This window comes from Janthinobacterium sp. CG_23.4, from assembly GCF_029892305.1.
Taxonomy (GTDB): Bacteria; Pseudomonadota; Gammaproteobacteria; order Burkholderiales; family Burkholderiaceae_D; genus Janthinobacterium; species Janthinobacterium lividum_D.
This window is the reverse complement of sequence record NZ_JARXUX010000001.1, coordinates 2,619,893-2,633,829: the sequence shown is the minus strand read 5'-3', so window position 1 is coordinate 2,633,829 and position 13,937 is coordinate 2,619,893. Positions and strand designations below refer to the sequence as shown.

6 protein-coding genes are annotated in these 13,937 nt (G+C 61.7%); 5 read left to right on the top strand and 1 reads right to left on the bottom strand.

Annotation, left to right across the window (positions count from 1 at the left end):
• The first annotated feature begins 151 nt into the window (after positions 1-151).
• The 5 genes from H4V96_RS11805 (at position 152) to H4V96_RS11785 (ending at position 12,989) form a co-directional block, all read left to right on the top strand.
• The gene (locus H4V96_RS11805) at positions 152-3,502 is read left to right on the top strand and encodes a TIM-barrel domain-containing protein (protein ID WP_280720949.1); all 3,351 of its coding nucleotides are present in this window, start codon (positions 152-154) and stop codon (positions 3,500-3,502) included.
• Positions 3,503-3,602: 100 nt separating this feature from the next.
• Complete coding sequence (locus tag H4V96_RS11800; RefSeq protein WP_196855129.1) at positions 3,603-6,548, top strand: TonB-dependent receptor; 2,946 nt, start codon at positions 3,603-3,605, stop codon at positions 6,546-6,548.
• A 508-nt stretch (positions 6,549-7,056) separates the two neighbouring features.
• Positions 7,057-10,104, top strand: coding sequence for a TonB-dependent receptor (locus H4V96_RS11795; protein ID WP_196855130.1), 3,048 nt, complete (start codon positions 7,057-7,059; stop codon positions 10,102-10,104).
• A 66-nt stretch (positions 10,105-10,170) separates the two neighbouring features.
• Positions 10,171-11,562: a Gfo/Idh/MocA family oxidoreductase gene (locus H4V96_RS11790; protein ID WP_196855131.1), complete on the top strand. Its 1,392-nt coding sequence runs from the start codon at positions 10,171-10,173 to the stop codon at positions 11,560-11,562.
• 125 nt (positions 11,563-11,687) lie between these two features.
• Positions 11,688-12,989, top strand: coding sequence for a DUF5077 domain-containing protein (locus tag H4V96_RS11785; RefSeq protein WP_280720948.1), 1,302 nt, complete (start codon positions 11,688-11,690; stop codon positions 12,987-12,989).
• A gap of 219 nt (positions 12,990-13,208) precedes the next feature.
• On the opposite strand, the gene H4V96_RS11780 is transcribed toward H4V96_RS11785, so the two are convergent.
• Positions 13,209-13,589, bottom strand: a complete 381-nt coding sequence (locus H4V96_RS11780) for a SirB2 family protein (RefSeq protein WP_196855132.1) — start codon at positions 13,587-13,589, stop codon at positions 13,209-13,211.
• Positions 13,590-13,937 lie beyond the last annotated feature (348 nt).

Sequence of the window (13,937 nt, the reverse complement as noted above, 5' to 3'; positions counted from 1 at the left end):
ATTATTTATGACATTTTGATTAAACGTAAGATAAATGCGCATATTTTGCGTATTTTATGAATATATTTGCGCTTTAACTTTCTTTATGTTGACGATATTAATTTTTCTTCTTAAAGTATTTCTATCACTTCGATTTCCTGAAAGCCAGCACATGCAACCCCTCCCGCTTCCCCGCCGTGCCCTTGCCGCCTGTGTCCTCGCCGCTCTTGCTACCCTGGCTGCGCCTGGCCTGCAGGGCGCCACTATCGGTAATTTGCAATCCCTCTCCGCCGTGCACGCGGCCGACATGGCCAAGGGGGAGGGTCTGGGTTGGGACTTGCGTAGCGATAATGGTATGCAGCTGCGTATCAGCCTGCCGCAGGTGGACGTGCTGCGTATCGAGGCGGGTGGCAAGGGGGGCTTGACGGGGCCGGGCGACAAGGCTGCACCGATAGTCGTGGGCCTGCCTGCTGCGCATGTAGCGTATCAACTCAGCGAGCAGGCCGAGCATATCTTGATCAGCACCGAGGCTCTGAGTCTGCGCATCGAGCGCAAGCCTTTGCGCTTCAGCCTTTTTCGCAAGGGTGACCCGGTGCCGCTGTGGCGCGAAGTGCAGCCGCTGTCGCTGGACGACAAGCAGGGCGTGCAAGTCCTTTCCAGCTTGCCGGGCGAGCGCTTTTTCGGCGGCGGCCAGCAAAATGGCCGCTTCGAATTCAAGGGTAAGCAGGTGCCGGTGTCGTATTCGGGAGGGTGGGAAGAGGGCGACCGGCCCAATCCCGCGCCATTTTTGATGAGTTCACGCGGCTGGGGCGTGCTGCGCAATACCTGGTCCGATGGTAATTACGACTTGCGCGACCAGCAGCAGATCTCGCTGCAGCATGCGGAAGGCCGCTTCGACGCGTATTTCTTCGTCGGCAAGCACTTGCGCGACGTCGTCGCCCGCTACACCGACTTGACGGGGCGTGCGCGCATGTTGCCCCGTTGGGCGCTGGAATACGGCGACGCCGATTGCTACAACGATGGCGATAACGTGAAAAAGCCAGGTTCCGTGCCGAAGGGCTGGACCGATGGCCCCACCGGCAAGACGCCCGACGTGGTCGAGAGCGTGGCGCGCAAGTACCGAGAACACGATATGCCGGGCGGCTGGATTTTACCCAACGATGGCTACGGCTGTGGCTACACGAATTTGCCCGCTACGGTGAAGGGCTTGGCCGCTTACGGTTTCCGTACGGGCCTGTGGACCGAAAACGGCGTCGACAAGATCGCCTGGGAAGTGAGCCAGGCGGGCAGCCGCGTACAAAAGCTGGACGTGGCGTGGACGGGCAAGGGCTATCAGTTCGCCATGGATGCGAACAAGTCCGCCTACGACGGCATTTTGAACAACTCCGACAGCCGGCCATTTTTGTGGACGGTGATGGGTTGGGCCGGCATCCAGCGTTATGCCGTGGCGTGGACCGGCGACCAGAGCGCCAGTTGGGACTACATCCGCTGGCACATCCCTACCCTGATCGGCTCGGGCCTGTCCGGCCAGGCGTATGCCTCCGGCGACGTGGACGCCATCTTTGGCGGCAGCCCGGAAACCTATCTGCGCGATTTGCAGTGGAAGAGTTTTACGCCCGTGCTGATGGGCATGTCCGGCTGGGCCGCAGCCGAGCGCAAGCATCCGTGGTGGTTCGATGAACCTTACCGCGACATCAACCGCCGCTACCTGAAGCTCAAGATGCGCCTGACGCCGTACATGTACACGCTGGTGCGCGAAGCCGAGCAGACGGGCGCGCCGCTGGTGCGCGGCCTGATGTGGGATTACCCGCACGATCCGGCCGCCTACACGGAAGCCTACAAATATCAATTTCTGCTGGGGCGCGACGTGCTGGTGGCGCCCGTCTACCGCAGCCAGGCCGTCAGCGGAGGCTGGCGCAAGGGCATCCACCTGCCGCAAGGCACCTGGTACGACTACTGGGATGGACGCCAGGCCACGGCCGACGCCAAGGGGCGCGACCTGGACCTGCAGGTAAGCCTGGACAAGCTGCCGGTGTTTGTGCGCGCCGGCGCCATCGTGCCCATGTATCCGGAAATGCTGTATGACGGCCAGAAGCCGAAAGATCAGCTCACGCTCGATATCTATCCGCATGGCGATTCCGAATACACCCTGTATGAAGATGACGGCAACACGCGCCAGTATCAGGGCGGCGCCTTCAGCCAGCAAGTGATTCGCATGCACCAGACGGGCGGCGATGTGCAAGTCGACGTCGGCGGCGTCGAAGGCCAGTACGCGGGCCAGGAAGCGCGTCGCGGCTATGCGCTGCGCATGCTGGCGCTCCAGCGGCCGGTAGCGGTAAAGGCGGGACAGCGATTGCTGGCCGACGCTGGCGATCGCGCTGCCTACGACAAGGCGCTCGAAGGCTGGTACTTCGACGCAGCAGACAGGCAAGGCACTGTGCACGTGAAAGTGGCGGCGCAGGATATCGGCCAGCCTTTGCGCATCCGCGTCGACGGCGCGCTGAGCGTGGCTCGATTGGACGCTCACTTCCCGGCTGCGCCCGTGCCGGGCCGCGCCTTGCCGGCCGATGCCATGCAGGTGGTGACGCGCCCTGGCGAGGAGAGCGGCTATCGGCTGGAAAACGCCTTCGATGGCAAGCCCGAGACGTGGTTCCGCACCGTGCGCAGCCCTGCGGTGAAAAGCGGTCCGCACGAGTGGGTAATCGGTTTCACGGAACGGCGCTTGGTGGACGGCATCGAACTGGCGCCGCGCAACGACCAGTACTGGAAGCATGGCCAGGTGCGCGACTATGAAATCTACATCGGGGATAACAATGGCGAGTGGGGTGCACCCCTTACGCGCGGCACCCTCAAGCTGGAACAGGGGGCGCAGACGATCAATTTTCGTGCCGCGGCCGGGCGCTTGCTGCGCTTTCGCGTCATGAGCACGCACAATCCGGAAGGCGATGGCGCGGCGTCCGCCGACCCGATGGTCACGGCGGCGCAAGCGGAGCCGCTGGCACGCGCGTTCGATGCGGCGCTGGCGGCCGACGTGGCGCCAGTGACGTTGTCCGAGTTCCGCGTGCTTGAGCATCGCGTGGCCGAAGGCGCCGAAGTACAGCGCTATCTGTCGGACCTGGCGTTAGCGAAAAATATCGCGCGTGACCGGCCGGCCGGCAAGGCGGCCGAGATGCGCATGAACGGGCTGTGGTTTCGCAAGGGCCTCGGCGTGGGTCCTGTCAGCAGCATCGACTTGCAACTGACGGGCACTTGGAATCTGCTGCGCGCCGACCTGGGCGTGGACGACAGCTGCCGCAGCGCGGGGGGCTTGCAATTCCAGGTATGGAGCGGTGAGCGGCTGCTGTATGACAGCGGCCTGGTCTCGGCTCCCGCAGTGGTCAAACCGGAAATCGACGTGCGCGGCCTGAGCGAGCTCAGTTTGCGTACCCTGGGCGCGCGCGGTAGCCGACCGTCCCAGGTCTGCGGCAACTGGGGCAACGCCGTACTCACCGGCACGGAGGGCGCGACAGTCACGCCGCGCTAGACACACTGCATCATTTCACTAAAAACGAGCCCCTCTTCGGACCGGGGAGGGGCTCTTGCAGCCTGACGAAAATAAATCACTTATAAAAAGGGAGATGGGAATGCACTTGAAAAAACTGATGGCCGCCATGATGGCGGTAGGGCTGGCGTCAACGGCGCTGGCAGCCGAGGGAGAGAAGCTGGCGCGCGTCGAAGTGACGGGATCGAGCCTGAAGCGCATCAACGCGGAAACGGCGTCGCCGGTGCAGGTCATCAGCGCCAAGCAGATCGAAAACATGGGCGCGCTCACCTTGCTGCAGGTGCTCGACAATCTGCCTGCTGCCCGTCCCGCGCAGCAGGACTTCCGTTCGATGTTCTCGGGCTCGGATGGCGGCTCGCAAGCGAACTTGCGCGGCCTGGGTGCGCAGGGCACCCTGGTGCTGCTCAATGGCCGCCGCCTGTCGTTCTATGGCGCGCCGGCAGGCTTCCAGACCATGTTCGTCAATATTGACGCCATTCCGGCCGCCGCCATCGAGCGCATGGAAATTTTGACGGACGGCGCATCGGCCGTGTATGGCTCCGATGCCGTGGCAGGCGTCATCAACGTGATCACGAAGAAGAGTTATCAGGGTCTGGAAGCGCGTGCCAATGGCGAATTTTCGCCCAGCGTGAAAGCGTTTGGCGAGCGCCAGGCCAGCGTGCTGTATGGCCTGGGCGACCTGGCCAGCGATGGTTACAACATCTACGCTTCCGTCAACGTCTACCAGCGCGACCGCATCGCGCTGGCCGATACCTGGCGCAAGCGTCCCGCGTATTTTTATGTGAACAACCCCAATTTCATTCCAAACATGCGCGTGGGCGTCGGCAGCGAACCGGGCGTGATGAATCCGGGGACCTTCTTTGTCTTCGACAAAGCCAACAACAATGCCCGCAGCCAGCGCGCCGTCAATGGCTGCAATAACAGCATCAAGGAAGCATCGGGCACGCGCTGCGTGTGGAATGCGCTGCCCAACCAGCTCGACACGGGCCCCACCTCGGAGCGCGCCACGGCTTACCTGAGCGGCCGGCTGAAACTGGGTGGCGACATGGAAGCGTTCGCGCAAGGCGCCTTCACCCACATCAAGATGCGCGGCGAGAACGGGCCGTCGAGCTTCAATAGCGGCAGCACGAACAACTGGTTCGCGCGCAACACCGGCAATACCCTGAATACCTTTGCCACACCTTACCTGAGCCCCAACAACGCTTACCTGAAAGGCAAGCTCGATGCTGACATGGTGGCCAAAATGGGCGGCGCGGCAGGCTTGAACTACTTGCTGCAGGATGCGACGGGGCACTTCGGGCAAAAGAATATCGATGAAAACTACCGTGTGCTGGTCGGCCTGCGCGGCAGCATCGGCGGCGGCTGGGATGTTGAAACGGCGCTCAGCGTAGCGGGCAGCCATTCCACGCTGTTCCAGACCGCTAATATCAACATCAAGGGTTTTGAACAGGCGTTCGGTCCGTTCACCAAGGACCCCGTCAGCGGGCGCACGCATATCTCGGACAATCCCGCCTACAAGTTCGGTGAAATCAGCGACGCCAACGCGGCGCTCCTGCGGGCCGCCTATCCCACCTTCGCCATCGAATCCTGGACCAAGCTGATGACCTGGGATGCGAAGCTCGAAGGCACCCTGTTCAAGCTCGGTGAGCGCGAAGTGCGCGCCGCCGTGGGCACCAACATCATGCGCGAGAGCTTTCTCACGCCCGGCAACGCCGATGCTGCCAATGGCCTGATCACGCAGCAGGGCGGTTCCTGGTTCGACGGCCGGCGCACCATCGCCGCCGTGTTTGGCGAAGTGGTGGTGCCGCTTAGCGATACCCTGGAAGTCAATGCGGCCGCGCGGCTGGATAAATACCCGCATTTCGCCGCCAACCTGGCACCCAAGCTGGGCCTGATCTGGCGCGCACGGCCCGACCTGATGCTGCGCGGGACGTATTCCGAAGGCTTTCGCGCGCCCAACCTTGCCGAAGCGGGAAGCGGCGGCGTCTTTGCGCAGGTGGGCGGTATCCGCGACACGCTGCGCTGCGACGAAACGAATGCCATGGCGCGCGCCTTGATGAAGTCCAAAGTGGCTACCGATGCGGACCTGGGCAAGAGTTTGCTCAATTCGAACTGCTCGACGACGGTAGGCGGCCTGACGCCGCCGAACCAGAACCTGCGTCCGGAGAAGGCCAAGATTTCGACCCTCGGTCTGGTCATGCAGCCGGCCAAGGATGTGAGCATTTCGGTCGATTACTGGTTTGTGTATCGCCGTGATGAAATCGTGCGCCAGGACTTCAACGAACTGTTCACGGAACTGGTGGGCAAGTATGGACCGACGCTGGCCGGTACGTCGAGTGCCATCCGCAATGGCCTGACTGACGCCGACCGCGGCAACATGGCGGCGGTGGCGGCCATGTGCGCCAATCCGGCCAATGCGGGCGTGTGCGCCGCTGGCGTGCCAGGCTACTCGGTCGGCAACCTGGGCGGCTTGATTAACTCGTACTCGAACCGCGGTCGGACCCTGATCGACGGCATCGACATCGACGCCCGCACGCGTTTTGCGCTGGGGGACTGGGGCAAGCTGAGCACCGGCATCGCGGCCACCATCCGCAAGCGCGACAGCCATAACAGCGAAGATGGCAGCGATATCAAGGGCAATACCGTCGGCTACTATGATTCGCCGCGCTACCGCGCCACTGTGAATGCCGACTGGAGCTACCGCAACGTCATCAGTAGCGTGTTCGTCAATTATTCGGGCAAGACGCGCTGGGCCTATGGTCCGTGGGACAAGGACAACACGCCGGAAAATTGCAGCGCGGCTTCCGTTGCCCTGCCGGCGGGACAGTGCAAGGGAGCGCCGTCCTACACCACGGTCAACCTGGCCTTCAGCTGGAAGCCGATCAAGCACCTGGACGTGGGCCTGAACGTGAAAAATGCGTTCAACAAGCAGCCTTACTACGATCCGAATGGCTGGGAAGGCTATAACCATAGCCAGGACCTGTTCGGCCGCCAGTTTGCCCTCTCTGCCAGCTACAAGTTCTTTTAAGGCTTGACGCTGCCCCAGCCCGTCGGCGCGGTTTGCGTTGTGATGGGCTGGGCGATTGGGATGAAAAAAAATTAATGTTTCGAAATGCGCAATGCGAAAGATAAACGTAAGATAGAACGGATGAAAATTTCTTTTTTCTCGTTTCCATCCCGCCATTATTGGGCTGTTCTGGCTCGGGCTTGCCCGATTTTTTTTGGCGCGTGTATCTGCTACGCCACGATAACGAAAGTTAACTACCAGGCAATGCATAAAAGCGAAAGATAAATAGCATTTTTGCCCCCGATTTGGCGACAATTTTGCGTTTTAGCTTTCTTTTTGTTGACGCTACTTCTTTTTCTTTTTAAAGTAATCCTACTAAAACGAAGATCGGCCGATACGGACCGATTTCCCGAAAAGTGCAACTGCCTGGCTGCACCGCTCGACGAACAACATAAAAATTGCGTCCCTCCGACTCTGCCCTGGAGCGGGGAGGGCGCGTATAACCCTCGATATAGACGGAGAGACAAGAATGCATACCACCCGATTCAAATTGCGCGACATCAGCCGCGCCGCAGCGATCGTGATCGCATTGGCGGCCGGCGTGCCAGGCCAGGCCTGGGCACAGTCGAACGCCACCAGTACCATTTTTGGCGCAGTGAGCACGCCGGCCGGCGCCAGCGTGGTGCTGGAAAATCTGGCGACGGGTGTGCAGCGCACTTTGACGCCGGATACGTCGGGCCGCTACGTGGCCAATTCCATGCCGCCAGGACGCTATGCGGTGCGCGTGCTGCGTGCCGGTTCGGTCGAAGCGTCGCAGGAAGTCGAAGCCCTGATCGGCGCCGGTGCGGAAGCGAACTTCGGTCCGGCCAGCGTGGCCGGTTCCGTGGGCCAGGAGCAAACCGTCGTGGTGAAAGCGTCGCGCAACTCGATCGACGTGTCGAACACCAACAATGGCGTGATCTTCACCGCCAAGGAATTGAAAGCGCTGCCGGTCGGGAATGATGTGGCTTCCATCGTGCAGCTGACGCCGGGCGTGGCGCGCGGCACCAACAGCGTGTATGGCAATGCGCCATCGATCGGCGGCTCGGGCCAGTCGGAAAACGCGTTCTACGTGAATGGCTTCCCCATCACCAACCTCCTGACACAGGTGGGCGCGTCGGAGCTGCCGTTTGGCGCGATCTCCAACCTGCAGGTGCTGTCCGGCGGCTATGGTTCGGAATTTGGCCGCTCCACGGGCGGCGTGATCAACATCACTACCAAGAGCGGCGGCAACAAATTTGAATTTGGCGGCAAGGTCTCCATCATCCCCGGTTCGCTGAAGGGCACAACGGAAAACCGATACTACCCGAACACGGGCGCCAATGCGCTCACGGACGGCACCTTGAAGTACTGGAATCGCGATAACAGCAGCAGCAGCAAGGTCGTCGGCTTGTACGGCAGCGGGCCGCTGATCAAGAACAAGCTGTTTGCCTTTGTGGCGCTGGAACAGACGCGCACGGACGGCGGCGCCGTTGCCGGTGCGCGCGACGACCTGGTGGACAAGGTGCTGCCGAACGGCTGGCGCGAGAGCAAGAGCAAGGTTGACCGCATGATGGCCAAGCTGGACTACAACCTGACGGACGACCATCACTTTGAATATACCAAGCTGTATGACCGCACGACCACGGACAGCCAAAGCTATGGCTTCGACTATGCCACGCTGAAACGCAACAACGTGCCTGGCGGCGGCAGCGAGACCACCATCAATTGCTGCGGTTCGTCGGCTGCGCCAGGCGCGAATATCGACATCTTCAAGTACACGGGCTATCTGACGGATAAGCTGACGCTGACGGCCATGATGGGCGCATCGCGCACCTCACACACGCGCACACCGAATGGCTACAATCCGCTGCTGGCACAGACCTCGTCGAACACCTCGACCCAGGTGCCAGGCCTCAATTATTCCAATCCGCAAACGGTGACCGGCACCCTGGTCGACCCATCGTCGGAAGACCGCCAGAAGGCCAAGCGCCTGGACCTCGAATACAAGCTGGGCAAGCACTCGCTGCGTGGCGGCATCGACCGCATCGACGTGGAATCGAAAGTGGGCCTGAGCCTGGCCGGCGGCTACCGCTGGAGCTACGAGAAGGTCAAGGATCCGAATCTGCCGATCAACGGCGCCTTTGAAACGCCGTACCAGGGCGGCGGCTACGGCAAGCAGGGCTATTACGTCAGCAAGGAACTGAACGCCAACCTGGCGCGTCCGACCAGCGTGCAATCGGCGCAGTACATCCAGGATCACTATCAGGTCACGCAGCGCGTACTGCTCGATCTGGGCCTGCGCCGGGAACAGTTCACCAACTACAGCAGCGATGGCGTGGCCTTCGTTTCGCAGCGCAACATGATCGCCCCGCGCCTGGGCGCCACCTGGGATTACCTGGGTGACGGCAGCCTGAAATTGTTCGCCAACGGCGGGCGCTACCACCTGCCGGTGCCATCGAATTTGTCGAGCAACATGGCCAGCCCCTTCCTGGCCACCAGCGAGATGTACACCTACACGGGCGTCGATCCCGTCACTGGCGCACCGACGGGCCTGCATGCCATCAGCAAGCCGTATTCGGCCAACAACGCGTATGGCCAGAGCCGCGATGCGCGCGAAGTGACGGCCGTTGGGCTGAAACCGCTGTCGCAGGATGAATTCTCGCTGGGCTTCGAACGCGCCCTCTCCAAGCAGCTGGTGGTGGGCGCCAGCATGCTGTACCGTAAGCTGAACGATACCAACGATGACGTCTGCGACGAGCGCCCGCTGCAAGCCTGGGCCACGCGCAACAGCGTTGACACGAGCAACTGGAGCGGCTTCCAGTGCGCCATCATCAACCCAGGCCGCGACAATAGCCTGATGGTGGACTTCGACGATGGCAAGGGCTTGCGCCGCGTCGATATTTCGGCGGCAGAATGGGGCAATCCGCTGCCGTCGCGTACCTACCGTGCCCTGAACATGTTTGTCGAGCACCCGTACACGAATGGCTGGTACGGCAAGCTGACCTACACCCTGTCCGTCTTGAAGGGCAATATGGAAGGCCAGACGGACAGCGTCGGCGGCGGCGATGTGGGCCTGACGGTCAGCGACGACCACAAGGAATTGATGTACAACGCCTATGGCTACCTGCCGGGCGACCATCGCCACGCCTTCAAGGCCTACGGTTTCATGCAGGTCATGCCGGACGTGATGCTGGGCGCCAACCTGTCGCTGACCTCGGGTGCGCCGCGCAACTGCATCGGCGCGCTGCCCGATGCGCTGAAGTTCGAAAACAATTACGGCGATTCCTACTTCTATTGCAATGGCAAGCCTGCGCCGCGCGGCAGCCAGGGCCGCCTGCCGTGGCAAGCTCAGTTGGACATGAACCTGGCCTATACTCCCGGCGCCGTCAAAGGGTTGAGCTTGAAAGTGGACGTCTTCAATGTGTTCAACAGCCAGACCGTGACCCGCTACACCGAAACGCGCGAAGACCATGGCGCCATCTCGCGCAATTACCTGCAGGTCGATGGACGCACGGCGCCGCGTTCGGTGCGTTTCACGGCTGAATACACTTATTAAACTGTCGCCGGTCCGCTGCATGGCGGGTCGGCGAAGAACATTACCAATGGAAGCGAGTAGAGACGAATGACAATACAAATCAATCGACGCAATTTCCTGTCCGCCAGCGCCGCGCTGGCCGGCAGCGCCATGGCCGGCAGCACATTGCTGCCTGGCGCCGCCAACGCCGCCACCGCCACCGGCCGCGACAAGGTTCGTCTTGGCCTGATCGGCACAGGCATGCGCGGCCAGGTGCTGCTGGCCGAACTGGTGCGCCGCGATGACGTGGAAGTCGTTGCCCTGTGCGATATCGACCCGATCATGCTGAAACACGCGCTGGGCCAGGTGGCCAAAGCCGGCAAGCCGCGTCCGCGCACCTATGGCGAAGAGCGCGACCAGAAAGCGTACAAGCGCATGCTCGACGCCGGCGGCCTCGATGGCGTGATCATCGCCACGCCGTGGGAATTCCACGCGCTCATGGCGATCGCCGCCATGCAGGCGAAGATTGCCGTCGGATGCGAAGTAGTCGCTGGCATTACCCTGCAAGACCACTGGGATGTGCTCAATACCCAGCTGAAGACGGGCACGCCGTACATGTTGCTGGAAAACGTATGCTACCGCCGCGATGTGATGGCTGCGTTGCAGATGGTGCGCGCCGGCCTGTTCGGCGAACTGCTGCACCTGCAGGGCGGCTACCAGCATGACCTGCGCGCCGTCAAATTCAACAGCGGCAATCCGGGCAAGCCGTACGGCGGCGGTGTGGAATTCGGCGAAAAAGGCTGGTCCGAGGCCCATTGGCGCACGCAGCACTCGGTCGAGCGCAATGGCGAATTGTACCCGAGCCATGGCATCGGCCCCTGCGCCATGTATACAAACATCAATCGCGGCAACCGTTTTACGCGCATCAACGCCTTTGCCAGCAAGGCGCGCGGCTTGCACGACTACATTGTCAAGCAGCCGGGCGGCGCGCAGCATGCGAACGCCAAGGTGAAGTTCAAGCTCGGCGATATCGTTACCACCACGCTGGCGTGCGAAAACGGCGAAACCATCATCTTGCAGCACGATACCAGCTTGCCGCGTCCGTATTCGCTGGGCTTCCGCGTGCAAGGTACGGACGGCCTGTGGATGGACCTGAACAATGCTATCCACATCGAAGGTGTCAGCAAGGCGCACGAGTGGGATGACTTCCAGGCCTACCAGGACAAGTATGAGCACCCGTTATGGCGCAAATATGCGGCGCAGGCCGAAGGCGCGGGTCATGGCGGCATGGACTTCTTCGTCATCCACGCCTTTGTCGAAGCGCTCAAGGCGAATGCGCCGATGCCGATCGATATTTACGATGCGGTGACCTGGAGCGCCATCACGCCGCTGTCCGAGCAATCGATCGCCGCCAACTTCCAGACCCTGGACTTCCCTGACTTTACGGGCGGCCAGTGGAAAGCGCGCCAGCCGATCTTCGCGCTCGACGGCAAGTACTAAGCCGGCACAACCCGCTACCGCACCTGGTGCCGTAGCGGGTTTTTTTACCCGTTTGTTTTTTAAACCGCGGCGCTCGCTGCAGGCCTTTTTGTGTCCGTTGCGCGCCGCACCACGAGGAGATGTTGATGAAACACAGAAGTTCATTACGCTATGCAGTCCTTTCCGCCATGTCCCTGCTGCTGGCAGCGTGCGGCGGCACCGCCCCCACCGCCACCACGGACGGCACGGCCTTGCTGGCCAGCAGCACGGCCGTGCCAGTGACGGTGGCCCTGGCTGGTAATGCCTATATCACCAGAGGTGAGGACGGCGCCGACATTACTGAGCAAGGCTTGACTGGCTGGAGCAATCCGGATGCCGTCGCCAGCACGTATTTCCGCGTCTCCGGAGCAGGCTCCGTTCAGGTGGCGCTCGATGCCAGCCTGGCCGATGGCGGCAGCAGCACCGTGCGCGTAAAGATCAACGGCAAGTCGTTCGACGTCAAGCTGACCGACAAGGCACGCAAGACTTACGCGGTGGGCACGGTGAACGTGCCGACGGCCGGCTATGTGAAGGTGGAATTGCAGGGACTGACGCGCGCCAAGGCCACCTTTGGCGAGGTCGCCGCGCTGAAGGTGACAGCAGGCGCCACGCTCAATTATGCCGACGATACGGAAAATTACTACTGGTCGCGGCGCGGGCCGTCCGTGCACATGGGCTACACGGTGCCGGCCAATACCGAGTATTTTTACAATGAGATGACGATACCCGTGGGCCAGGATGCCATCGGCTCCTACTTCATGGCCAACGGTTTTGGCCAGGGCTACTTGGGCATCCAGGTGAAGTCGCCAAGCGAGCGCTGGATATTGTTTTCCGTCTGGGATGCCGACAATGGCGCGAAAACCACCCTGGTCAGCAAGGGCGCCGGCGTGACCGACAATGCCTTTGGCGGCGAGGGCACTGGCGGGCAGACCTACCTGTCGTATAACTGGGCAGCCGGCACCACGTACCGCTTCATCACCCGCGCGCGGCCCGACGGCAAGGGTAGCAGCGAATATTCGGCCTGGTTCTTCGCGCCGGAAACGGGCCGGTGGCGCTATATCGCTACCTGGAAGCTCCCGGCCATTTCCACCTACCTGACGGGCGTGCATTCCTTCCTCGAAAACTTCATCGACACGAACGGCTACATGGAGCGCCGCGTTCAGTTCGGTAACCAGTGGGCAAGGAGTAGCGCTGGCGCCTGGTCCGAAGTGACGGCAGGGCGCTTCACGGGCGACGCCACGGCCACCAATGCGCAGCGCATGGATTATGCGGGCGGCCTGGAAAACGGCAAGTTTTACCTGCATAACGGCGGCTTCTTTGCCGCTTACGTGAAAACCGATCAGAATTTCACGCGGCCCGCGACAGGCCAGATGCCTGTCGTTGATGTGAATGCCTTGCCGATGCAATAAGCGCCCTCAGCCCGGCCGCTTGCCCACCATCGCCTCGATGCCGCGATAGTCAGTGAGTGGCCGGCTTGCCCGTTCAGTGCGCCCGATCCCGAGGCGCCCGCGATTCTGCTCGAAACAGCGCGCGAAGCTCGGTTCGAAACTTTGTTCGATATTGGCCGCTAACTCGTGCTTCGTGCTTCGTGCCTTGCCCTGCGCTCTATCTTCTGACGCTCACGCTTGCTACGACAGTGGCCAGGCCTGCTTGGTGACAGCCACGCCGACGATGTAGGCAAACAGCAGTATGGCACCGGCAAAGGCGGCGCCGCGCACGGCCGGCGTCTTGCCCCGCTTCAAAGCGATCGTGCCCAGCACGATGTAGCCCAGCAGCGCGCACAGCTTGGCAGCCAGCCAGGGCTGGCTGCCGGGCGACTGGCCGCTCCATACGGCCAGGGCGATGGCGCTGGCCAGCAAGGCCGTGTCGACCAGATGCGGTAGAATTTTTACCCAGCGCTGTTGCAAGGCGGGCGAGGCGCGCAGCATCCAGGCGCCGCGCAAGAGGAAAAGAAAGCCGCTGGCGACGGCGCAGCCCATGTGGAAATGCTTGAGGCTCAGATAGTCCATGCGTGATGTCGGGGGCGTTGATTGATGGTGGCGACAGCATAGCCGCCTTTGGCGCGCCGCGCCATATGTCGGGACGCCATGCCGGGCCACGCGGGTGATGATCTGCTCTGTTTCGTGCCTGTTCTGCAGGCGCCGAGTGTGCCAAAAACGCGTCCTTTTGTAAAACGCCCGCCATCCAGCCTAGGCCCGCACCGCGCCATCTAGTCACTTTTGCCGATGCGGCTATCCAGATTGCCTTTCCATAATCACCCTGTGGCCGATAGTGCCTTTCGCCTGCGCCACGTAAGCTGGTCGGGACGGCTGGCCAGACGGCCAGTGCATTCATGGAGAAACATCGTGGCTACCCTA